Source organism: Streptomyces sp. NPDC002817 (genome assembly GCF_053592055.1).
Genome location: NZ_JBSFUY010000002.1, coordinates 72,455 through 92,503, shown reverse-complemented (window position 1 = coordinate 92,503; position 20,049 = coordinate 72,455). Strand labels below are relative to the sequence as shown.

Below are 20,049 nucleotides of genomic sequence, written 5' to 3'. Positions count from 1 at the left end.
GGTGCGCGTCCGTTGTGGCTGGTCGCGCCCACGCGGCAGAGCCGCAAATCGATGCAGCCCCGCGCCCCTGACGGCGTCGCCCCTGGCCGCGTTTGCTACCTGCCGCCGTTCCACGGGCCGTACGGACCGTCGCTGCTGCTGCCGCCCCGGCCCCTGCCTCCGCCGCCCGACACCTGGCGGAGCGCCGGGCGTACGTCGACGAAGAAGACGATCGAGGCGACCAGGCCCGCGAGCTGCAGGAAGAGCATCGGCACCAGAAGGTTCACCGCGACCGCGACACCGAGGATGATCAGCCAGAAGCCCTTGTTGTTCTTGCTGGCCGCGCGGTACGCGTCCTCGCGGAACAGGGCGGCCATGACGAAGGCCACCACCGCGAATCCCAACATCGCGAGGTAGAGAATCCACATCAACCCCGCGAACCCCTGCATCAGCACAACGCCCACCACCTGACTCGGATCGTCGTTACGCGGTCACCGTACCCGTAGAACGGGCCGGGCACCCCAGGGGTGCCCGGCCGTCGTGGAAGTACCGGCCTCGTCGCCTACTTCGCGGGCGGGGTCGTCTTCTTGGCGGTGGTCTTCTTCGCCGTGGTCGTCTTGCGGGCGGTGGTCTTCTTGGCCGGGGCGGCCTCGGCGGGCTTGGCCTCGGCGGCGGGCTTCGGCTCGTCCTTGACCTCGACGGGCTCGGCCTTGGGCTCGACGGCCACGGCCAGCTCCTCGATCTCCTCGGCGGCCTCGCCACGCCAGGTCTTCACGGCCTGCTCGCCGTGCTCGGCGACCTTCTCGTAGGTCTCGCGGGCCTTCACGGCGTACTCGGCGGCGACGCCGACGCCACGCAGGGCGAAGTCCTGGGCACTCTCGCCGAACTTCTTCAGGTCCGCGTCGATCGTGGTGCCGAGCTTCTTGATGTCGCCGTCCAGGGTCGCGATGAACTCGCCGACCCTGGTCTGGAGGGACTCCTGCGCCTCCTTGGCCTTGGCACTGGCCTCCTTGGCACGGGCGGCGGCCTTCTCCTGCACGGCCTTGGGGTCGGTGCCGCGCACGGCCTCGATACGGGCCGGTGCCTCGGCACGCAGCTGCTCGACGATGCCGGGCACCTTCTTGGCCTCCTGGAGGGCGAGGTCACCGGCGCCGGCGAGGAAGTAGAGCGGGGTGGGGTCCGAAACGGCCTTGCGGATGTCGTCGGTGATGGCCATGGTGATGGTCCTCCCGGATCGCTTTCGTTTGAGGGTTTTGGTTCCGCGCTCGGTCAGCCGGTGTCTCAACTGGCCGTCTGCTGCGGGTCGGCGTCGCTGCCGTCGGTCGTGCGGGGTGCCGTGCTCTTCTTGCGGGTACGGCGCTTGGCAGTTCCGCTCCGGGCTTCTTCGCCCGGTATGTCTGCCGGTACGTCGACCGTGGCGGCCTCCGTCTCGGGAGCGGGTGCCCCCTGCGAGCCGGTCTCCTCGGTGTCGGTCCCGAATCCGTTCTCCTTGCGGAAGGACTCGTAGATCTGGAGCAGCACCTGCTTCTGCCGCTCGTTGAGCGTCGGGTCGGCGATGATGACGGCACGCGTCTCCACCTCGTCCCGGTCACGCTCGGCGTCGAGGATGCCGGCGCGGACGTACAGCGTCTCGGCGGAGATCCGCAGCGCCTTGGCGACCTGCTGCAGCACCTCCGCGCTCGGCTTGCGCAGCCCGCGCTCGATCTGGCTCAGATACGGATTGGACACCCCGGCGGCGTCGGCGAGCTGCCTGAGCGAGAGCTGGGCGTTTCGCCGCTGCTCGCGCAGGTACTCACCGAGATTGCCGACGTTGAGCGTTGCCATGCCCCCACTGTGCCTCACCCTTGCTAACTATTGCAAGCAGGCGCTTGCAAAAGTGCTCCATGCCACGTGACCCTGCGGAGCGGGTGCATAGGATCTGCTTAGGATCGTCGGCATGGCACTGCGACCTGTTCAGCTGAACATCAAGGCTGTCGACGGATCGGCGGTCGGCCGGTTCTGGGCGGAGGCGCTCGGCTGGAACCTTTTCCGCCCCGGCGTGACCACCTACGTCGGGCCCTCCGCGGACCTCGTCTGGCCGGACCCGGTCGCCGTCGGCATCGACGTGGTGCCGGTTCCCGAACCCAAGACGGCGACGAAGAACCGACTGCACCTCGATCTCGCCACCACCTCCGCGGCCCACCAGGCGGAGTTGGTCGCGCGCCTGAAGGCTCTCGGAGCGACGCCCGTCGACGTGGGCCAGGGCAACGACGTGCTGTTCACGGTGCTCGCCGACCCGGAGGGCAACGAGTTCTGTGTGCTGGAGCCCCGGGAGATCCACCGGGACACCGGGCCGATCGCCGTGATGGTCCTCGACTGCGCGGATCCGCGGGCCATGGCCCGGTTCTGGGGTGAGGCGGCGGACTGGCCGCTGCACGAGGTGACCGACGATCATGCGCTGTTCCGCTCCCCCACGGGTGCCGGCCCGTATCTCGAGTTCCTGCGCACGCCCGACGTGAAGACCGTGCCGGACCGTATCCATCTCGACCTGCTGCCGTACCCCGGTGACGACAAGGAGGCGGAGGTGGCCCGGCTGCGCGCCCTCGGCGCCGTCGACCTCGACCTCGGCCAGGGCGACGTTCCGTGGACGTGCCTGACCGACCCGGAGGGGCACGAGTTCTGCGTCCTCGCGCCGTCCTGAGGGGGCATGGCCGTCCTTCGGCGACATGGCTTGCATGTGCGGGGCGGGAGCAGCTCGCTTTGGCCTGCGTATGCGGGGCGGGATCAGCTCACTTCACTCACCGGCATCTCAACCCGCCTGCCCCGCCAACGCCTTGACCGCCGGCCGCAGAAGCGCCGCGACGCGCTCGGGCGGGGCGTCATGGAGGGCGGGCAGGGCGAGGAGCTGGTGGCCGATGGTGACGCCCAGAAGGGTGGTGACGATCAGGGCGGCGCGCAGCCCGGACTCCTCGGCCGTCGGCAGGGTGGCGGCGATGCCGTCGATCTGCCGGGCGAGGGCCGCGCGGACGTGGTCGGCCGCGGCCGGGTCGGTGAGCATGGAGCGCATCATCGCCAGCGTGCCCTCGGGCAGACCGCCGAGCTTGAGGCCGAGCGAGGCGATGAGTTGATCGACCAGCGCTTCGGTGTCGGTCGGCGCCGGCGACACGGGGAGCGCCTGCACCGCCTGCGAGAACAGCTCGCGCTTCGAACCGAAGTACTGCATGACCAGGGCCGGGTCCACACCCGCCGCGGCCGCCACGGCACGGATGGTGGTGCGGTCGAAGCCCTTCTCCGCGAACAGCTCCCGGGCACTGCCGAGGATGCGCGCCTCGGTGGCCCGACGGCGGTCGGCGCGGGACCGATGGGGCGAGGAGGGGGATGTAGGCATCAATTGACTCTACAGCCGTTGACCGAATCACCCGGTCGTCTCTACGGTAATTAGGTCAACACCTGTTGAGTGAAAGTGCACACGACTGGGGTGGTCACCATGCCCGAACCGCAGTTCCCCGCCCTCCGCACCCCACGCGAGGTGCTGGCCCGCTACTACCGGGCCATGGTCGACAAGTCCGCGGACGACCTCGCCGACCTGTACGCCGTGGACGCGGTGCACGAGTTCCCGTTCGCCGTCCCCGGCTTCCCGCCTCGCTACGACGGACGCGAGGCCGTGCGTGCGGGGTACCGGGTGGCCTGGGGCGGAAGTCCCGTCCGGGTGGACGAGATCAGGAAGGTCGCGGCCTACGAGACCGCCGAACCCGGAGTGATCGTCGCCGAGCACGTCGTGGTGGGGTCGCTGCCGCCCCGGCGCACCGCCTTCACCGTCCCCGGCCTGCTGATACTCCATGTCCACGACGGACTGATCACACGGGCGCGCGACTACATGGACGGTTCGGGGGTCGCCGGCGCCCGCGGATGAGCGCCCTGGACGGCCGTCCGTGCGAAAAACGGTGCGCGAAGATCGCCCGCGTCACAGACTGGCACGCATGACCGAAACGGATCCCAAGGACGCCCTCCGCTTCTACCTCCAGTCCGCCCGCGACGCCCTCCTCTGGAAGCTCGAAGGGCTCTCCGAGTACGACGTCCGCCGCCCCCTGACACCGACCGGCACCAACCTCCTGGGGCTGGTGAAGCACGCGGCCGGCGTGGAGTCGGGGTATCTCGGCGACACCTTCGGGCGCCCGTCCGGGGAGGAACTCCCCTGGCTCGACACCGACGCCGAGCCCAACGGCGACATGTGGGCCACCGCCGACGAGTCGCGCGAGGACATCGTGGGCCTGTACCGCCGGGCATGGGCGCACTCGGACGCGACGCTCGACGCACTGGCCCTGGACACCGTGGGCAAGGTGCCGTGGTGGCCGGACGGCAAGGACGAGGTCACGCTGCATCACGCGATGGTCCGCGTGATCGCCGACACGCACCGGCACGCCGGGCACGCCGACATCCTCCGGGAGCTCATGGACGGTGCCGTCGGAATGAATCAGGGCAACGACAGCATGGCGTCGCAGGACCCGGCCTGGTGGGAGGCCTACCGGGAGCGGCTGGAGCGTGCGGCTCGGGAGGCCGACCGGAAGGACTGACCAAGTACCCACAAAAAAGTGGGTACTTGGCAGCGGTACCGGGTGGATCGGAAGCTGGTCACGAAGGGCCGGCGAAGGAAAGGGGATCGGGAGCCGGGAGGGATCAGGAAGCGGCCTGCTGCTCCATGTGGCGGTGGCCCCAGTCGGACAACGGGGCCAGCAGCTCGGAGAGTTCACGGCCGAAGGCGGTCAGGGAGTAGACCGTCTTGAGCGGCAGGACGTCGTGCACCTCCCGGTGCACAAGACCGTCCGCCTCCATCGCGCGCAGCGCCTCGGTCAGCACCTTCTCACTGAGGCCCGGCAGTTTCCTGCGCAGCTCACCGGGCCGTTGCGGACCGGCCTCCAGCAGCCACAGCAGCGAGGTCTTCCACTTGCCGTCGATCACCGTGATCGCGGCGGTCACTCCGCAGGTGTTCATGTCCAGGACGCGCGCGCAGCCCATCTTGGCCCCCTTCGTCGTCATTCGTAACGGCCCGCCAATGGCCTCTGTTCCCAAGGGAGTTTCAGCATGCCCCTGTCCTCTTCCGTCACCGTCCTCGGCCTGGGCCCGATGGGCCACGCGCTGGCCGGTGCCTTCCTGGACGCCGGTCTGCGGACCACGGTCTGGAACCGCACACCGGGCCGGGACCTCGACCTCAAGGAGCGCGGGGCGGTCAGCGCCCCCTCGGCCGCCGACGCGGTCGCCGCGAGCCCGCTGACGGTCGTCTGCGTGGTCGACTACGACGCCGCCGACACCTTCCTGCGTACGGAACCCGTCATTGACGCCCTCAAGGGCCGTACCGTCGTGAACTTCTCCAGCGACACCCCCGACCGCGCCCGCCGCGCCGCCGACTGGGCCGCCGAGCACGGCATCCGCTACCTGGACGGCGCGATCATGACGCCGATCACGACCATCGGCACGCCCCACGCGGTCTTCCTGCACAGCGGCCCCGAGGACCTCTACGCCGAGCACCGCACCGCCCTGGACGCGCTGGGCGGCACCCACACCCACCTCGGCGCGGACCCCGGCCGGGCCGCCGCCCACGACATCGCCCTGCTCGACATCTTCTGGACGGCCACCGCTGGCTACGTCCACGCCCTCGCGCTGGCCCGCGCCGAGGGCATCACCGCCCGCGAACTGGCCCCCTTCGCCCAGGGCATCGGCGCGATCCTGCCGCCGCTGTTCGCCGGGTGGGCGGACGACATCGACGAGGGCGCCTACTCCGGCGAGGGCAACCCCCTGACCTCCTCGGTCTCCTCGATGGCCCACATCGTCCACACCGCCGAGGCACACGGCATCGACACGGCCGTACTGCGCGCCGCCGAGGGCCAGGCCCGCCGTGCCGTCGGACTGGGCCACGGCGCGGACGGCATCACGCGGTTGACCGAGCTGCTGGGCCGCCGCTGAGCCATCGCTCAACGACGTTGAGGTCCGCGCCGGTGATCCCGTACCGGTGATCGACGCGGTGCAGCAGGGCCGGTGCGGGGTGGTACTCGGCCACCCACGCCCGATCCGCCGCCCCGACCTCGTCATCGACCCAGACGAACGGCCGCCCGGCCGCCCTGTCGAGGAGCGGCAGCGTCTTCCAGTGCAGGGCGCCGCCCTCCTCGCCGGCCGGGTCCGGCCAGTCCACGGCCGGCAGCGGGGGCAGCCCGAGCCAGGACGCGAGGAGGTCGTTGGCGTCCTCCGCCGCCCAGGTCGTGGCCCAGACGAGCTCGCAGCCCAACGCCGTCAGCCGCGGCCCCAGGCCAGGATCGACGCGGGTCAGCAGGGGGTGGCCGGCCGCCGCCGCACCGCCGTGGACCGGATACGGACGCGAGGACCCGAACGGCAGGATCGTCCCGTCGATGTCGAGAAAGAGAATCATCGGCAGCCAGCATGCACCGCCCGCGACCGCGTGCACCGATATTCGGTGGCGCCGCTCATGACCCCAGGACTACCGTCCTTCCCATGACTGCCGGGTTTGCGGCCACGCGCCGCGCGACAGTTGGGTACCCGGCCTCCGAGTGAGGCCGGTGCGGGCCAGAGGTCCGCCGCCTTCTCTTCGCCCTCGCCTCCCAGAGACCAGCGACGAAGAGAAAGAAGAGAATGCCCAACGACTTCAACCAGCCGATCATCGACGAGTTCCGGGCCGACAACGGCCGCGTCGGCGGCATGTTCGAGGGTGCCCGGCTGCTCCTGCTGACCACCACCGGCGCCCGCACCGGCACCCCGCACACCACTCCCCTCGGCTACCTCCCCGACGGCGGCGACCGCGTCCTGGTCATCGCCTCCGCGGGCGGCTCCCCCAGGCACCCGGCCTGGTACCACAACCTGCGCGCGAACCCCCAAGTGACCGTCGAGAGCGGCGCGTTCACCTACGAGGCCCGGGCCGTCGTCCTGGAGGGCGAGGAGCGCGACCGGTCGTTCGCGCGGGCGGTGGAGACGGAGCCGGGCTGGGCGGCGTACCAGGAGAAGGCCGGTGACCGGGTGATCCCGATGGTCGCCCTGTACGAGAACGCGGCGCCCGGTCCGCCGAACATCCGGGCCGGCTCCATGGGCGAGGCCATCAAGCTCGTACACGACAACTTCCGCTTCGAACTCGCCCTGATCCGCGAGGAGATGCGCAAGAACACCGGCTCGACCCTCGGCGCCCAGCTCCGCGTCAACTGCCTCACCTTCTGTCAGGGCATCCACAACCACCACACCGGCGAGGACATGGGCCTGTTCCCCTTCCTCACCGACCGGCACCCGGAGGCCGGCCCCGCGCTGGCGCGCCTGCGCGAGGAGCACGAGCGGATCGCCGCGCTGGTGGAGGAGCTGAAGCAGGTGGTGTGGACGGCGGGCGAGCCCGCCACGGCCCAGGCGGAGGTCGAACGGCTCGCGGCCGAACTGGAGGCCCATCTGACGTACGAGGAGGAGCAGTTGATCCCACTGCTGGGCGGCTGAGGTCCCTTCACGGGGGCAGCGGCCGTCCGTCACAGGGGCAGCGGCCGTCCGTGCACCACCTCCAGCCCCGACACCGCCCGCGTGAGCACCACGTACAACCGGTGCAGCCCCCGCTCCTCCGCCTCGGCGATCGCCGCGGGCTCGACGGCGACGACATGGTCGTACTCGAGCCCCTTGACCAGCGTCGCCGGTACGAGGGTCACGCGGGCGGCCAGGTCGTCCGGGCCCGCGGTGTCGAGGCCCGCGGCGTGGAGGGCCGCTCGCACCCGGGGCACATCGGCGTCGGCGGCGACGACACCGATCGACCCCTCCCTCGGGAGCGCGTCGCGTACGGCGGCCACGACCGCGCCGGGCACGTCGTCCCCAGCGTCCCGGATCCGCAACTCCCCGTCCCCGCGCAGGGATCGCGAGGCCGGGACGTCGACGTCCAGCCGCTCCAGCAGCCGGTTGGCCAGGCCTACGACGGCCTCGGGCACCCGGAATCCGATGGTCAGCGGCACGACGACGGCGTCCGGCCGGCCGAGGTGCGCGAGCTGGTCGGACCACGTCCGCGCCGCCCACGGCGTGGTGCCCTGCGCCAGGTCCCCCAGCACGGTCAGCGACCCGAAGGAGGCCCGCCGGGCGATCGCCCGGCACTCCATCGGGGAAAGATCCTGCGCCTCGTCGACGACGACATGCCCGTAGGCCTCGGGATGCTCGATCAGCCCGTCGGCCTCGTCGAGGAGCACGAGGTCGGCGGCAGACCACCGCGCCGACTTCCACGACCGCGGCGGCCTGCCCCACAGCAGCGCCTTCTGCTCGTCGACGTCCAACACCCCGTCCGCCGCCGACGCCAACACCCCGGGTTCGGTGAGGAGTTCGGCGACGACCTCCTCCGGCCGCACACGGGGCCACACGGCATCGACGTACGCGCTGATCGCCCGCGCCCGCTCGATCCTGCGCACCCAGGAGTTCGGCACCGGCCCCTCGCGCCGCTCGGCCTGCGCCCGGACGTACGCCACGACCCGCGCCCGGACCCGCTCCCGCCCGACACCGTACGGCGACGCCTCGGCCCGCACCCCCGCCACGATCCGCACCAGCTCACCGGCCGGCACCCGCCACCGGTACGACCCGTCGGGAATCGCCAGGCCCTCGACGACATCCGCGGACACGCGCGCGTACAGCGCCCGCCGCAGCACCTCCGCCATCCGCCCGTCGTGCTTGACCGCGGCGGCCCACCCGTCGTCCTCACCCCTGACCGGGTGCCGCGCGATCTCCTCCTGGAGGGTGGCCTGCCGTACACCGGTCTCGCCCAGCGCGGGCAGCACCTGTGAGATGTACGCCAGGAAGGTGCGGTTGGGGCCGAGGATCAGCATGCCGCCGCGCCGGATGCGCTGCGGGTGGGTGTAGAGCAGATACGCGGCCCGGTGCAGCCCGACGGCGGTCTTGCCGGTGCCCGGGGCGCCCTGCACACACACGGACGCGCGCAGATCTCCTCGTACGAGATCGTCCTGCTCGGGCTGGATGGTCGCGGCGATGTCCCGCATCGGCCCCACGCGGGGCCGCTCGATCTCCCGCAGGACGATGTCACCGACCCGGTCCTCGCCTTCTTCGAGATGCTCGTCCTCCAGCCCGGTGAGGTCGGCCGAGTCCCCCCGACTGCCCGGCGCCCACCCGAACCGCCGCCGCACGGCGACGCCCTGCGGGTCGCGGGCGCTGGCCTGGTAGAAGGCGCGGGAGACGGGGGCGCGCCAGTCGACGACGAGGGGTGGGGCGGCGGGGTGCTCACTGATGCGCAGCCGCCCGATGTGCAGCGTCTGCCGGTCATCGGACGAGTCCAGCCGACCGAAGAACAACGGCCCCTCGGGCAGCTCCCGCATCTCCTTGGCCCTGCTCCGCAGCCGATACCCGAGCACTTCGGCGTCGGCACCGGAGGCGGAGACGTCCTCGCCGGTGACGACCTGCTCCTGGGCACCGTCGACCATGGCGGCGAGGGCGGCGCGGCAGGTGTCGTGGTGGGTGCGTTCGAGGTGAAGGGCGTGCTGGAGTCGGCCGGGGTCGGGTGACGTCATACGGTCGAGCGTACCGAAATAACGTAACCGAGTTAAATTTTTTACCGAGCCTCGGTTATGCGAGACGCGGGAACCCTGCGGCCAGCGCCCGGAACGCCCCCTCGGCGGCGACCGCGGCATCGGCCCGCACCTCCTCCGCCCTCTCCCCTCCCCCGATCCGACGCCAGTTCTCCTGCGCGAGCACCCGCTGCACGGCGATGACCTGCCCGGCGGCCAGCCGTGCGTCGAGATCACCCCCGAGGGCTTCGGCGAGTGCCTCCTCGGAGCGTTCGAGGTGCGCGTAGAGCCGTGCGACCAGGGCGGGAGTGCCGTAGAGCAAGTCGTAGAAGGCACGTACGGCGGGGTGGTCGTTGAGCCCGGTGATGGGATCGCACCGCTCGATCCCGTCGAGGAAGTGCAGGCGCAGGGCGTCGAGGGGACCGCCGGGGTGAGCACGCACCACACGCGCGGCCTCGTCCTGGTGATCGGCGATGCGATGGAAGACGAGGTCTTCCTTGCTGGGGAAGTACCGGAAGAGCGTCGGCTTGGAGATCTCGGCCGCGGCGGCGATCTCGGCGACGGAGACGGCGTCGTAGCCCTTCTCCAGGAAGAGGCGGACGGCGATGTCCGACAGGCTCTCGTACATCCGCTGCTTCTTGCGCTCGCGCAGGCCGATCTCGCTCATGGGGTGAGGGTACGGGGCGGGGGCGCTGGGGTCCCTCGCTGAAAGCAGCTCCGCCACTCAGCCCAGCGCGCGGGCCAGGTAGGGGTTCGCCGTGGCGGGGATCGGCAGGCCGAAGGACGCCATCGCCGCCGCCAGGGTCATCGCGTACGAGTCCACCGCACGACGGACGTTGGGAAGGTCCAGATCGGCTCCGGTCACCAGGCGGTCGAGGTCCACATACGCGGAGCGCACGATCTCGAACCTGCGGTAGACGCGGTGGTCCTGCCGCCAGCCGACGGTGTATTCGTACGGCATGGCGCGCTCCCAGCGCCGGAACATGCGTTCTCTGATCTCCGGCCGGGTGGGGGTGAGGTGCAGATGCCGGACCAGGTCGTGCAGCGGGTCGCCCACGACGGCCATCTCCCAGTCGATGATGCTCAGGGCGAGACGGTCGTCCCGGCGCACGAGGTTCCAGGGGTGCAGGTCGCCGTGGAGCAGGGACGGCGCGCGCTGGCTGACGCTGAATCGGGAAAGGCTCTCGTGCAGCCGCGAGGCATCGGGCAGCCCGAGCTGCCGGGCCAACTGCTGTGACTCCTTCGGGAGATCGCGTACCAGGCCGACGAGTTCAGCGCTCAGCCACTCGTAGTAGTCACCCGCACCGGCAGCCGGGTCGAGTCCCGTGTAGTCCACCCACGTGAGTGCGCAGAGCTGGTCCACCAGACCGTCCGCTTCGTGCGGCCCCAGGCCGTGTGTGGGATGGTCGGGCGGCCGGCCGGCATCGGGAGGGCCCACGTATGTGTGGATAGCGAACGGTTCTCCGCCATAGCTCGTACCGAGGGCGAGCAGCCTGGGGGCAGCCACCGCGACCTGGGCCTGGTCAATGGTCCGCAGCACCGCGTGCTCGCTCAGGAAGCCCCGCTCCCTCCGACAGGCGTCGGACCGCCGACGCCTGATCACGACGGGGAAGGCGACACCGGGCACCTGGAGCACCGAATTGAGGTGCCTCGTGCCCCTGAACACCCGTCCGGCCGGCGCGGCGCCCTCCGCGAGCAGCGCGTCATGGACGGCCGGGCCGGGAAAGTCGGCGTACTCGGGAAAGCGCGGGTCCGGGCTCCAGCTGCTGCTCTCGACGGACGGGGCGTGCCTGTCCCTCCGCACGGCCTGCCAGCGGAAGAGGATCTGCTCGATCTCCCGCTGGTCCGGAACGCCGTCGAGCCTGAGTGGTTCGGCCGCCGCCTCCAGCGCCCGGCGCACCTTCGCCGTCGCCTCGTCCAGGCTCTTCCGGTCGGTCGATGTCTGCAGGGACTGGGCCGCCCGCATCACGTCCGGGTAGACCGACTGCGCCCGCTCGAAGGCGACGTAGTGACGCAGGTCCCTGGCCAGGCCGTTGACGGCCTCGGGACTGATCTGCCGCATGGCATCCGCCCACGCCTCGATCACCTCGTCCCACTGGTGGGCTGGGTACTGCATGCGTACGAGGTGGGTCGCGAGGTCGTGCAGGGGATCGCCGTAGCTCGCCAGTTCCCAGTCGACGCAGATCAGGGGCGGATCACCGCTGTACGACAGAATCAGGTTGTCCCGGTGCAGGTCGGCGTGGAGCAGGCTGTACGGCCGCCGGGACATGACCGGAACCCGTTCGGCGAGCCGCAACAAGGCGTCCTCGGGGATGCCCAGGGCCGCGAACAGACCACCGAAGGCAGGCCAATTGGGCTGCCGGATCTGCCGGTCCGCCGTGTGTGCCAGCATCCGCAGAAAGCCCCGGCTGTCGGTGTTTTTGCGGGGCCAGTCGGCCGGCAGGACGGGCAGGGCCCCCCTCTTTTTTATCCCGGCCATCGCGGCGAGCAGACCGGCGAGTGCCTTGATGAGCAGAGTGTCCACGGGTTTGCCATTGCCGCACACCACCGAAAGCGGCACACCCTCCACATAGCTGTGGATCGCGAAACGGTCCCTCTTGACCAGGCACTGGGGGACATGCGGCAGCACGCCTCTGAGGGCGCCGAGGATTTTCGCCTCGTCCGACCAGGTCCGGATCACGACCGGCAGCGCCTCACGCCGTCGGACCCGCACGGTCACCTTCGTACCCGCCACACAGCCCAACTGCTGTGCCATGTCCACCGTCAGAGACACCACATGGTTGTCGTTGTGATGGCCGCTGCTTGTCACCCCGAGTTGCGGAGCCCTCCTCACGAACGCCTCGACCCACGCCTCATCGATGATGCGCTCCCCGAAGGAAGGACGGGGAAGAGGAGGTGCGCCCACGGGCCGCTCCGGTGTGCTCGGGCTGTCGGCAGAGCCGGGATCCAAGCATACGAACATACGTCGCTGCCGCACGGGTTGCGCGTGAGCTCACTCCTGCCATGACACACCATCGCCAAAAGGCGTCAGGAGCGGTCAGATTCGGGCCGATACGGAGTGCTCCGCCTGCCGCATGTCCTGCTCGCGGTTCCAGCGAACGAGCGCGGCCATGACCTGTGCCCGGCTCGGTGTCTCCGACAGCCCCAGCGGCTCGGCCGCATTGGCGAGAACCTTCTGCAGGCTCCCGGCCGCCCGAGAAAGGCCGCCCCAGTTGAATCCCGTTCTGTCGCGCAGCGAAAGGGCCACCCGAATGACATCGGTGAAGACCGACTGTGCCCGTTTGAAGTCGAGAATCAGAGGCAGATCGACCTCCCAGCCGTCCGAACTCCCGGCACGGACACGCTCGACGACCCTCCGCCATTCCTGAACCATACGGTTCTCCTGATCCGCCGGATAACGCATCAGGTACAGATGGGTCGCCAGATCGTAGAGAGGGTCGCCCAGCATGGCCAACTCCCAGTCGATCGTCCAGAGTTGCCCCTGGGGATCGATGACGAAGTTCTTGCGGTGCAGATCCGCGTGGAGAAGGCAGAAAGGGCGCCTGTTCAACCCCTCAACGTGCTTCCGGAGACGGGGGAAGACTTCGTCCTCAATACCGAGTTCCTTGAAGAGCCCGGCGAAATCGTCCCTGTTCTTTCTGTAGACGTTCTTCTCTATGAAGACGATGAGCCGTTCCAGGAAACCGTCGGTGTCACCGTCCTCCGCGCGGTCCTCCTTCTTGCAGCGCCGCTCCACGCTCAGCATGTCCGGCGTGACCCGCGCCATCTCCCTGAACAGGTCCAGGATCTGGTCGAACACCGCGTCGGTCACGCGCCGGCCGGTCCAGAGGCGAGGCCTGAGGGTCCGCCCTTCGATGAACCCCTGCATGCCCATGCCCGCCACGTCGAGGATGTCGGGGATCCGCGTGACACGCCCCTTCAGAGCACGGAGCAACTGCTCCTCGGACCTGAAGCACCTGCGGTCGTACCAGAGGATCTCGGCGCGCGGCTCCCGGAACTTGACCGTTCGTGTCCCGTCCGGCAGAGCGAGCACATACGTCTCGTGGTGGTACCCCTTCAGCGGGCCCTTCAGCACACCCGAGCCACCGTTCACTTCCGCGGCGCGTTGCCGGGTGCCGGAGACCAGTTGGGGAGTCATTCGCTGTGTTCAGCCCGTTCTGATGGAGCCGCTGGGAGGTAGGGGTGACGCACGTTACTCCACTGCAGTCAAGCGGTGGTGGAGAACGGGTCCATCGAGCGGATCCGGTCGCCGTGGCGGGCGAACCGGCGCACGTCCGATCGAGACTTGAGGAGCAGCATTCACGATCGGAGCTGTCTCATTGGCAGCACGGCACCTCAGTGGGACAGACTGGGCGGCAACCACGAGGAGGCCCATGGCAGACGCAATCGAGGACCATGATGCGGTATGGAGCCTGCTCGGTTCCGTCCGGGCCGTGCTTTTCGACTTCGACGGGCCCATCTGCGATCTCTTCCGCGGCGCGTCCACGAAGGACACGGCAACAGACGTCAAGGTCGCGGCGCGCGAATACTGGGGCACTCTCGATGCGGAGGTCGAGTCCTGCGAAGACTCGCACGGCATCCTCGGCCGCCTCAGGGACATGTACGACAGCCGGCACCGGCCGCTCGACCCGCGTCCGCTGGAACTCGCGGAACGCATCGTCACCGCACAGGAACAGAGGGCCGTCGAAACGGCCGAACCGGCGTCCGACGTCGCCGCGCTCGCGGACCTGCTCAGTGAACTCGGGCTGCCCCTGGTCATCGTCAGCAACAACGCCGAGCAACCGATCCGCGCATATCTGGAACAGCACGGGCTGGACGAGAAGTTCGTCGGTGTATTCGGCCGGGATCCGAAGAACGCCCGGCATATGAAACCGCATCCCCATTGCCTGGAACGGGCTCGCGCGTTTCTTGACGTCCCGTTCCCGGCCTGCCTCATGGTGGGAGACCAGCCCACGGATCTGACAGCTGCCCAGAAGGCCGGAACCCGGTTCCTCGGATATACGGAGGACACCCTCAAGGCTGCCGAGATGAAACACGACGGTGCGGATGCCGTGGTCCTCTCACACCTTCCCCTCGTCGAGATCGCCGGGAAGTTGCTGGCTAATCGGTGAGGTGATTCCACGTGGCGTCGAACCAGTCCTGCCAGGTGTTCACGAACACCGTTCCCTGAGAATTCGGATCCTCGTCCTTGACGTGGTGTGTGAGGCCGGCGGCCGGACCCACCACGTCGAGGGCCTCCTCGATCTCCCGGCCGTCCTCGAGGACTATGGTCCGCACCTTGGCCTTGTAGGGGCCGAGCACCGCTTCCGATCCGTTGAGGAGATACAGCTTGATGTGCGGCATCAATCGCACCCGGCGGATGTCCAGGCTCACGGAGGACACGAGTCCATCCGTTTCCAGATTGCGCAGCACGGAGCGCATGGACACGGTGTAGCGCTTGACGAGCCCCAGGTAACGCTCCTTCAGGGCCTCGTTCTCAAGGGCGACATGGGTGCGCCAGTAAGGGAGCGGGAGTGATTCGGACGGCAGCAGCATGCGCAGAGCGATGCGCCGGGGGGTGATCTGCTGGCTCCGGATCCGTTCCGCCTGCAGGCGGATGTATGCCTCCAGGGACTCGGAGGTCAGCGAGAAGACGTCCAGGGTCACTTCGGGCTGTTCGAAGGCGTGCTCGATGATGGGCCGCAAGGTGACCATTCCGTCGACACTCTTGCTGCTCGTCGGGGAGTGCACCCGCTGCATCCAGATGACCCGGGAGCCCCGTCCCTGACGGGTGTCGATCCAGCCGTCGTTGCTGAGTTCTTTGAGCACCCGCTGCACAGTGTCGCGCGAGACGTCGAACTCGTCGGCCAGCTCACGCTGCGGGGGCAGAAGCGACTGGTGGGGATAGGTCCCGTCGGTCATACGCGCCCGCAGCTCACCCGCGACGCGCTCGAACGCCCTGCCGCCGCCCTCGCCGGTGATGCTGTCACTCACACGCCGACAGTACCTCTCCTCGTCGCCGGACAAACTAATTTCAGTCAAATCGGCAGCCCAACTTGACTGCTGGTTAAGGGATCAACAGACCAGGGCATGACCAGTTTTAGGCAACCAGTCCAATTGGACTGGAAGTTGATCGCTTCTCGGGAAGTGGTAGATGGGGGCGTCATGATCGTCTTTCAACTGCTGTCCGCGGTCTTCCTCGTGGGCCTGGACCAGCTGTTCCAGTCGAGGTTCGGGACACTCGGCATGTTGTGCCTGCTCCTGGTCGCGGTGGGGATCCGGGCGCGCAACACGACGTGCATGTGCGTGGGAGCCGTGATCTTCGTACTGCTGATGACGCAGGCGTAGGCGCTACTCGGCGAGGTGCGTCCAGACCGAGTTGAACCACGACCGCATGTTCGCCACGAAGACGGACCCTGATGAGTAGGGGTCGGCGTCCGTCACGTGGTGGGTTGGCGTGGCACCAAAGCCGAGGACGTCGAGAGCGAGGATCTCCTCCTCGCTCTCGAGGACCATCGTGCGTTCGATGACCTCGTACATTCCGTGCAGTGCCTCGACTCCGTTGAGGAGATAGAGCTTGAAGACCGGGACCAGGGGCACATGGTGGATCTCCACCTCCACGGACGGAACGAGCCGGTCGGACTGAAGCTCCCTCAGCCCAGGGCCTTGGGGTACGGCATCGACAACGACTCCGAGGGCAGCAGCATCCGCACGGCAAAGCTGTGGGGTGCCACACGACCACCTCGAATCCGCTCGGCTTGAACACGGATGTGCGCATCGAGGGATTCGGACGTCAGCGTGTAGACATCCAGGGTGACTTCGGGTGAACCGCTCCCCCGCCTCGACTCGATCCACCCCTCGTCGGCCAGCTCCCGTATCGCCCGCTGAACCGTGTCCCGGGAAACCGCGAACTCCTTCGCCAGTAGACCAGGCACAGAACAGCCGGGCCGATCGGCACGAGCCGGAGGGACGGTGGCGGGGATGAACCCCTGCTCCAGGTGGTCTGCACGGTGGGTGCGCTCGTCCTGCCACGGGGGCCGCGGAGCTCGCGCCACTGATCGTTCAGGCCTGATCCATGACCACGGCCCGCACCACCGCCAGCGATTTCACCACCACCTCGGCTCCCGCATCCCGCAGCAGCTTCTCCTTGCGATCGTTACGCGCGTAGCCGAGGAACGGGACGCCGGCGCTGCGAGCGGCTTCGTAGTCGGAGGGGGTGTCGCCGATCATCAGGGCGGAGGAGGGAGCCGCACCCATGGCGTTGAGGGCGCGAACGAGGCAGTGCGGGTCGGGCTTGAGACGGTGGAGGTCCTCGGTGCGGCCGTAGATGTGGGGGGTGAAGCAGGAGATCAGGCCGCGGGATGAAAGGTATCTGCGGACGACCCTGGGGGAGTTGTTCGTCGCTATGGCCAGGCGGGAGCCGACCGCCGTCCAGGTGCGTATCAGGGGGTCCGCGTACGCCGTCGGCATCGCTGAGGCGGCGGCGCGCAGTTCCTCCTGGGTGAGACGTTCCTCCAGCTCGGCGACCAGGTCACTGCCGGGGTGCCGACCGTCCACGGCGCGCAGGACGACATGAGGGTCCAGGGACTCCCGTTCGTCCTCCGTCACCAGGCCGTGCAGGCCTCGGCTCTCCAGCCACTCGACCAGCCCCCTCGCCACCCCGTCCGCCGTGTGCCCGGCGAACAGGCGGCAGATCGGACCGTCGAAGTCCCACAGGACGACTCGGGCGCGGGTGATCAGTTCGCGGAGTTTCTCGAGTTCTGCTGTCACCGGTTCAGTCTGCGTCGTATCACTAGTCACTAGGAGAGTGTCAGGTCCGTCGTGATGGTTTCCCAGAGGGCGTCGAACCACTTCTGGGATTCCTCCACGAACGCCGCATCGCGCTGGCTCGCCGCCTTCACGAAGGAGAAGAGGACGGAGCGGGAGCCCAGGACGTCGTACATCTCCAGGGTCTGGCTCTCGTACTCCTCCTCGCGCCGTTCGAGCATGTAGTAGCCGAGCAGCACTTCATCACTGTTGAGCAGGTACATCTTCACCGGCGGGGTGAACGGCAGGGCTCGGAAGGTGACTTGGACGTCGATGCCGTGGGTGGAGCGGACGGCGTTGAGGTTGTACTTGAGGACGTGGGCCTGGGCGTTGCGCATCTCCAGCCAGCGCTGGTGGACCGGGTCCTCCTCCTCGCCTCCGCGGTCGATCAGCACCGGAAAGGCAAGGGCGATGTCCCGGGACGGCAGCAGGACGCGGAACTCTATGGACTCCGGGTGGATCCTGCCCTCGTGGATCCGGCGGAGGGAATCGCCGAGGGCCAGCATCAGCGTCTCGGAAGTGTGACTCACGACGTCCACGCGCACATGCTTCGCCGTGAAGGCCTCCGACAGCCGCGGTGCCAGACCCACCATCGTCGGCTGCGGCGCCCCCCGGACCGGCGCCGGCTCCGCGATCCTCGGCGGGCTTCCCTTGCTCACATTGCTGAGCAGCCCGTCCTCCTGGAGGGCGCGCAGGGCCTGGCGGACGGCGCCGCGCTCGACGCCGAACTCCTCTGCCAACTCGGCCTGGGTGGGCAGGCGGTCTCCCGCCTTGAGGTCGCCTGCGCGAATACGTTCCCGCAGGATGTCGGCGATCTCCTGGGGCGAGAGCCTTCTGCTGCCGTTCACTGCAACGTTCTCCTGGGTCACGACCAAACGCTACAACTCCGATCCATCTATGGGGAGTTGTTTGGAAGTTGTTTCGGACTACGGGCCAAGTGGGGACAACTAACACTGAGATGGTTGCCAACTTCTCCAAGTTGGCGGAAGTTTTGCCTCCTTGTTGCCCAACCCCCGCACATCCAACCCCCCGCACATCCAACCCCCCGCACATCCGACCGCCCCGGATGCCCGCCTCACGCCCGAAGGGGGAACACCGTGCCAGCTCTCTACCTCCTCTCCGCACTCCTCGTCACCGGCATCGAGCAGACCGTTCAGTGGAAGTACGGCGCCACCGGCATCATCGGTCTGCTGCTGCTCACCATCGGCGTCAGGGCCAAGAGCCCGGCCCTGAGCTCCATCGGCGCCGTCGTGCTCGCCCTGCTGGTCGCGGGGCCCGCCCTATGACAGACAGGCGACGCCCGGATCCGCCACTGTGGGAGACCTTCAGCTCGTGAGCGTCAGCTCCGAACTGATCGTCTCCCACAGTGCGTTGAACCACAGGTGGGACTGCTCGACGAAGGTGGTGTCCCGCAGGCCGGCGCCCTGATCGAAGGCGAACAGCATCGACTGGGTGCCCTCGGCGTCGTACATCTGCAGGAACTCGTGGTCGATCTGCTCCTCGCGCTGGGAGAGGGTGTAGTAGGCGAACAGGGCTTCCGTGTTGTTGAGCAGGTACAGCTTCACCGGCGGCGTGAAGGGCAGCGCGCGGAAGGTGACCTGGACGTCGATGCCGTGCGTGGCGCGCAGGGCCAGCAGGTTGTGGCGGAGCACATGACCCTGGGCGTTGCGATGGGCCAGCCAGTGGCGCTGCAGCCGGCCGTCCACCGAGGCGTCGACCGGGGCGGGGAAGGCGAGGTCGATGTCCCGGCTCGGCAGCAGGACGCGGACGTCGATCTTGGCCGGTTTCAGCTGTCCGGCGTGAATCTGGCGCAGCGGTTCACCGAGGGCGAGGTTGAAGGAGACCGAGGTCAGGCAGAGCGCGTCGATCTCGACGTGCGGGGTCGCGAACGCGGCAGCTATCCGCGGGGCGAGGGCCACCATCGTGGGCTGCGGCGGGGCTCCGGGGCCGGTCAGCGCCCTGCTGAGGTCGGGGGCGACGGTCGCGGGGCTGCCCTTGGACACGTTGGTGAGCAGCTGCTCGGACTGCAGGATGCGCAGGGCCTGTCGTACCGCCCCGCGCTCCACTCCGAACTCGTCGGCCAGCCTGGCCTGGGTGGGCATGCGCTGACCCGGCCGCAGCTCACCGGACCGGATCCGGGAGCGCAGCTCGTCGGCCACCTCACGATGTGATGTGTGTGGCCGCTGTGACCTCTCCCGTCCATTGACGGAGGCGTGTTTCGGGTCCACGACCAAACACTACAACTTCCCGCCATCTTTGGGCAGTTCGAGGGAAGGTGGTTATGAGACGCATCCAAGCGGAGATAAGTACAGTGAAGTTGGTAGCCAACTTGCACAACATGGTCAAACTTCCAAAGGGTTGGTGCCATCAGGTCGCTTCAGACCTCGACAGGTAGGACCGCAACAGGGGGGATCGTCATGCCGCTCGCCATCGCCATCGCCGCCCTCGCCATCGGATTCGAGCAGCTCATCCAGTGGAAGTGGGGGCCGATGGGCATCATCGCCTTCGTCCTTCTCACCATCGGCATCAAGGCAAAGAACACCATGGTCGGCGGCATCGGAGCGGCGATCCTCGTGATGCTGCTCGCCCAGTCCGGCTGACCGGACCGCCCAAGTCCGCGCAGTCGGCCGATCGGGCTCCCTTCCGGAGGGGAGCCGGGAGCCTGGTCGGTCAGCACAGCCACAACTCCACACCGACAACTGAACACCGCTGAGCACAGCCACAACTCAACAGCTACAGCTACAGCTACGGATCAGTCCCAAGCCCCTGTCACCGG

25 protein-coding genes are annotated in these 20,049 nt (G+C 68.6%); 9 read left to right on the top strand and 16 right to left on the bottom strand.

The genetic code is table 11. From position 1 onward, the window contains the following. Nucleotides 1-95 precede the first annotated feature (95 nt). The 3 genes from ACWD3I_RS03445 to ACWD3I_RS03435 all read right to left on the bottom strand — a co-directional run bounded on the left by ACWD3I_RS03445 (nucleotide 96) and on the right by ACWD3I_RS03435 (nucleotide 1,803). Nucleotides 96-434 carry a DUF2516 family protein gene (locus ACWD3I_RS03445; protein WP_046258759.1) on the bottom strand — a complete coding sequence of 113 codons (339 nt, stop codon included), beginning with the start codon at nucleotides 432-434 and terminating at the stop codon, nucleotides 96-98. Between the two features lie 107 nt (nucleotides 435-541). Continuing rightward, entirely contained in the window at nucleotides 542-1,195 is a 654-nt protein-coding gene (locus ACWD3I_RS03440; protein ID WP_365400985.1) for a hypothetical protein, read from the bottom strand. Nucleotides 1,196-1,260: 65 nt separating this feature from the next. Continuing rightward, nucleotides 1,261-1,803 carry a helix-turn-helix domain-containing protein gene (locus ACWD3I_RS03435; protein WP_365400988.1) on the bottom strand — a complete coding sequence of 181 codons (543 nt, stop codon included), beginning with the start codon at nucleotides 1,801-1,803 and terminating at the stop codon, nucleotides 1,261-1,263. 112 nt (nucleotides 1,804-1,915) lie between these two features. On the opposite strand from ACWD3I_RS03435, the gene ACWD3I_RS03430 reads away from it, so the two are divergent. Next, nucleotides 1,916-2,659, top strand: a complete 744-nt coding sequence (locus ACWD3I_RS03430; RefSeq protein WP_365400991.1) for a VOC family protein — start codon at nucleotides 1,916-1,918, stop codon at nucleotides 2,657-2,659. A 108-nt stretch (nucleotides 2,660-2,767) separates the two neighbouring features. On the opposite strand, the gene ACWD3I_RS03425 is transcribed toward ACWD3I_RS03430, so the two are convergent. Beyond that, complete coding sequence (locus tag ACWD3I_RS03425) at nucleotides 2,768-3,346, bottom strand: TetR/AcrR family transcriptional regulator (RefSeq protein WP_365400994.1); 579 nt, start codon at nucleotides 3,344-3,346, stop codon at nucleotides 2,768-2,770. A gap of 99 nt (nucleotides 3,347-3,445) precedes the next feature. Here ACWD3I_RS03425 and ACWD3I_RS03420 point away from each other — a divergent pair, with 99 nt between their 5' ends. Further along, entirely contained in the window at nucleotides 3,446-3,871 is a 426-nt protein-coding gene (locus tag ACWD3I_RS03420; RefSeq protein WP_365400997.1) for a nuclear transport factor 2 family protein, read from the top strand. A gap of 67 nt (nucleotides 3,872-3,938) precedes the next feature. Then, nucleotides 3,939-4,532: a DinB family protein gene (locus ACWD3I_RS03415; RefSeq protein WP_365401000.1), complete on the top strand. Its 594-nt coding sequence runs from the start codon at nucleotides 3,939-3,941 to the stop codon at nucleotides 4,530-4,532. A 103-nt stretch (nucleotides 4,533-4,635) separates the two neighbouring features. Here the strand turns inward: ACWD3I_RS03415 and ACWD3I_RS03410 are convergent, their stop codons facing one another. Beyond that, entirely contained in the window at nucleotides 4,636-4,995 is a 360-nt protein-coding gene (locus ACWD3I_RS03410; protein ID WP_365401003.1) for a winged helix-turn-helix transcriptional regulator, read from the bottom strand. Nucleotides 4,996-5,040: 45 nt separating this feature from the next. On the opposite strand from ACWD3I_RS03410, the gene ACWD3I_RS03405 reads away from it, so the two are divergent. Beyond that, entirely contained in the window at nucleotides 5,041-5,919 is an 879-nt protein-coding gene (locus ACWD3I_RS03405; RefSeq protein ID WP_365401006.1) for an NAD(P)-dependent oxidoreductase, read from the top strand. Here the strand turns inward: ACWD3I_RS03405 and ACWD3I_RS03400 are convergent. Then, the gene (locus ACWD3I_RS03400) at nucleotides 5,885-6,379 is read right to left on the bottom strand and encodes an HAD domain-containing protein (RefSeq protein ID WP_365401009.1); all 495 of its coding nucleotides are present in this window, start codon (nucleotides 6,377-6,379) and stop codon (nucleotides 5,885-5,887) included. The two genes, ACWD3I_RS03405 and ACWD3I_RS03400, sit on opposite strands and share 35 nt — an antisense overlap. 221 nt (nucleotides 6,380-6,600) lie before the next feature. On the opposite strand from ACWD3I_RS03400, the gene ACWD3I_RS03395 reads away from it, so the two are divergent. Beyond that, a complete protein-coding gene (locus tag ACWD3I_RS03395; RefSeq protein ID WP_365401012.1) occupies nucleotides 6,601-7,440 on the top strand; it encodes a nitroreductase/quinone reductase family protein in 840 nt (279 codons plus the stop codon). Between the two features lie 29 nt (nucleotides 7,441-7,469). On the opposite strand, the gene ACWD3I_RS03390 is transcribed toward ACWD3I_RS03395, so the two are convergent. The 4 genes from ACWD3I_RS03390 to ACWD3I_RS03375 all read right to left on the bottom strand — a co-directional run bounded on the left by ACWD3I_RS03390 (nucleotide 7,470) and on the right by ACWD3I_RS03375 (nucleotide 13,626). Continuing rightward, complete coding sequence (locus ACWD3I_RS03390) at nucleotides 7,470-9,491, bottom strand: HelD family protein (RefSeq protein WP_365401015.1); 2,022 nt, start codon at nucleotides 9,489-9,491, stop codon at nucleotides 7,470-7,472. Between the two features lie 55 nt (nucleotides 9,492-9,546). Further along, nucleotides 9,547-10,155, bottom strand: coding sequence for a TetR/AcrR family transcriptional regulator (locus ACWD3I_RS03385; RefSeq protein WP_365401018.1), 609 nt, complete (start codon nucleotides 10,153-10,155; stop codon nucleotides 9,547-9,549). 57 nt (nucleotides 10,156-10,212) lie between these two features. Then, nucleotides 10,213-12,393: a phosphotransferase gene (locus ACWD3I_RS03380; RefSeq protein ID WP_451084028.1), complete on the bottom strand. Its 2,181-nt coding sequence runs from the start codon at nucleotides 12,391-12,393 to the stop codon at nucleotides 10,213-10,215. A 132-nt stretch (nucleotides 12,394-12,525) separates the two neighbouring features. After that, nucleotides 12,526-13,626, bottom strand: coding sequence for a phosphotransferase (locus ACWD3I_RS03375; RefSeq protein ID WP_365401024.1), 1,101 nt, complete (start codon nucleotides 13,624-13,626; stop codon nucleotides 12,526-12,528). Between the two features lie 235 nt (nucleotides 13,627-13,861). Here ACWD3I_RS03375 and ACWD3I_RS03370 point away from each other — a divergent pair, with 235 nt between their 5' ends. Beyond that, nucleotides 13,862-14,599, top strand: a complete 738-nt coding sequence (locus ACWD3I_RS03370; RefSeq protein ID WP_365401027.1) for an HAD family hydrolase — start codon at nucleotides 13,862-13,864, stop codon at nucleotides 14,597-14,599. Here the strand turns inward: ACWD3I_RS03370 and ACWD3I_RS03365 are convergent. Continuing rightward, a complete protein-coding gene (locus tag ACWD3I_RS03365) occupies nucleotides 14,589-15,461 on the bottom strand; it encodes a GntR family transcriptional regulator (RefSeq protein WP_266890601.1) in 873 nt (290 codons plus the stop codon). The two genes, ACWD3I_RS03370 and ACWD3I_RS03365, sit on opposite strands and share 11 nt — an antisense overlap. Before the next feature lie 171 nt (nucleotides 15,462-15,632). Between ACWD3I_RS03365 and ACWD3I_RS03360 the strand changes: the two genes are divergently transcribed. Next, nucleotides 15,633-15,815 (top strand): hypothetical protein, encoded by a 183-nt coding sequence (locus ACWD3I_RS03360; protein ID WP_266890599.1) that lies wholly within the window; start codon nucleotides 15,633-15,635, stop codon nucleotides 15,813-15,815. A gap of 3 nt (nucleotides 15,816-15,818) precedes the next feature. On the opposite strand, the gene ACWD3I_RS03355 is transcribed toward ACWD3I_RS03360, so the two are convergent. The 4 genes from ACWD3I_RS03355 to ACWD3I_RS03340 all read right to left on the bottom strand — a co-directional run bounded on the left by ACWD3I_RS03355 (nucleotide 15,819) and on the right by ACWD3I_RS03340 (nucleotide 18,148). Then, nucleotides 15,819-16,088 carry a hypothetical protein gene (locus ACWD3I_RS03355; RefSeq protein WP_365401030.1) on the bottom strand — a complete coding sequence of 90 codons (270 nt, stop codon included), beginning with the start codon at nucleotides 16,086-16,088 and terminating at the stop codon, nucleotides 15,819-15,821. 32 nt (nucleotides 16,089-16,120) lie between these two features. Then, nucleotides 16,121-16,402, bottom strand: a complete 282-nt coding sequence (locus tag ACWD3I_RS03350) for a GntR family transcriptional regulator (protein WP_451084027.1) — start codon at nucleotides 16,400-16,402, stop codon at nucleotides 16,121-16,123. A 127-nt stretch (nucleotides 16,403-16,529) separates the two neighbouring features. Further along, on the bottom strand, nucleotides 16,530-17,237 hold the full coding sequence (locus tag ACWD3I_RS03345) for an HAD family hydrolase (RefSeq protein ID WP_451084026.1): 708 nt from the start codon (nucleotides 17,235-17,237) through the stop codon (nucleotides 16,530-16,532). 29 nt (nucleotides 17,238-17,266) lie between these two features. Beyond that, nucleotides 17,267-18,148: a winged helix-turn-helix domain-containing protein gene (locus ACWD3I_RS03340; protein ID WP_365401036.1), complete on the bottom strand. Its 882-nt coding sequence runs from the start codon at nucleotides 18,146-18,148 to the stop codon at nucleotides 17,267-17,269. Nucleotides 18,149-18,370: 222 nt separating this feature from the next. Between ACWD3I_RS03340 and ACWD3I_RS03335 the strand changes: the two genes are divergently transcribed. Beyond that, entirely contained in the window at nucleotides 18,371-18,559 is a 189-nt protein-coding gene (locus ACWD3I_RS03335) for a hypothetical protein (RefSeq protein ID WP_365401039.1), read from the top strand. A gap of 39 nt (nucleotides 18,560-18,598) precedes the next feature. Here the strand turns inward: ACWD3I_RS03335 and ACWD3I_RS03330 are convergent, their stop codons facing one another. Then, entirely contained in the window at nucleotides 18,599-19,507 is a 909-nt protein-coding gene (locus ACWD3I_RS03330; protein WP_365401042.1) for a winged helix-turn-helix domain-containing protein, read from the bottom strand. A gap of 183 nt (nucleotides 19,508-19,690) precedes the next feature. Here ACWD3I_RS03330 and ACWD3I_RS03325 point away from each other — a divergent pair, with 183 nt between their 5' ends. Beyond that, entirely contained in the window at nucleotides 19,691-19,873 is a 183-nt protein-coding gene (locus ACWD3I_RS03325) for a hypothetical protein (RefSeq protein WP_266890587.1), read from the top strand. The last annotated feature ends 176 nt before the right edge of the window (nucleotides 19,874-20,049 follow it).

Coding starts and splice junctions, on each gene's coding strand:
- ACWD3I_RS03440 (WP_365400985.1), bottom strand. CDS start 1,195: ATGGCCATCACCGACGACATCCGCAAGGCCGTTTCGGACCCCACCCCG.
- ACWD3I_RS03435 (WP_365400988.1), bottom strand. CDS start 1,803: ATGGCAACGCTCAACGTCGGCAATCTCGGTGAGTACCTGCGCGAGCAG.
- ACWD3I_RS03430 (WP_365400991.1), top strand. CDS start 1,916: ATGGCACTGCGACCTGTTCAGCTGAACATCAAGGCTGTCGACGGATCG.
- ACWD3I_RS03425 (WP_365400994.1), bottom strand. CDS start 3,346: ATGCCTACATCCCCCTCCTCGCCCCATCGGTCCCGCGCCGACCGCCGT.
- ACWD3I_RS03420 (WP_365400997.1), top strand. CDS start 3,446: ATGCCCGAACCGCAGTTCCCCGCCCTCCGCACCCCACGCGAGGTGCTG.
- ACWD3I_RS03415 (WP_365401000.1), top strand. CDS start 3,939: ATGACCGAAACGGATCCCAAGGACGCCCTCCGCTTCTACCTCCAGTCC.
- ACWD3I_RS03410 (WP_365401003.1), bottom strand. CDS start 4,995: ATGACGACGAAGGGGGCCAAGATGGGCTGCGCGCGCGTCCTGGACATG.
- ACWD3I_RS03405 (WP_365401006.1), top strand. CDS start 5,041: ATGCCCCTGTCCTCTTCCGTCACCGTCCTCGGCCTGGGCCCGATGGGC.
- ACWD3I_RS03400 (WP_365401009.1), bottom strand. CDS start 6,379: ATGATTCTCTTTCTCGACATCGACGGGACGATCCTGCCGTTCGGGTCC.
- ACWD3I_RS03395 (WP_365401012.1), top strand. CDS start 6,601: ATGCCCAACGACTTCAACCAGCCGATCATCGACGAGTTCCGGGCCGAC.
- ACWD3I_RS03390 (WP_365401015.1), bottom strand. CDS start 9,491: ATGACGTCACCCGACCCCGGCCGACTCCAGCACGCCCTTCACCTCGAA.
- ACWD3I_RS03385 (WP_365401018.1), bottom strand. CDS start 10,155: ATGAGCGAGATCGGCCTGCGCGAGCGCAAGAAGCAGCGGATGTACGAG.
- ACWD3I_RS03375 (WP_365401024.1), bottom strand. CDS start 13,626: ATGACTCCCCAACTGGTCTCCGGCACCCGGCAACGCGCCGCGGAAGTG.
- ACWD3I_RS03370 (WP_365401027.1), top strand. CDS start 13,862: ATGGCAGACGCAATCGAGGACCATGATGCGGTATGGAGCCTGCTCGGT.
- ACWD3I_RS03360 (WP_266890599.1), top strand. CDS start 15,633: ATGATCGTCTTTCAACTGCTGTCCGCGGTCTTCCTCGTGGGCCTGGAC.
- ACWD3I_RS03325 (WP_266890587.1), top strand. CDS start 19,691: ATGCCGCTCGCCATCGCCATCGCCGCCCTCGCCATCGGATTCGAGCAG.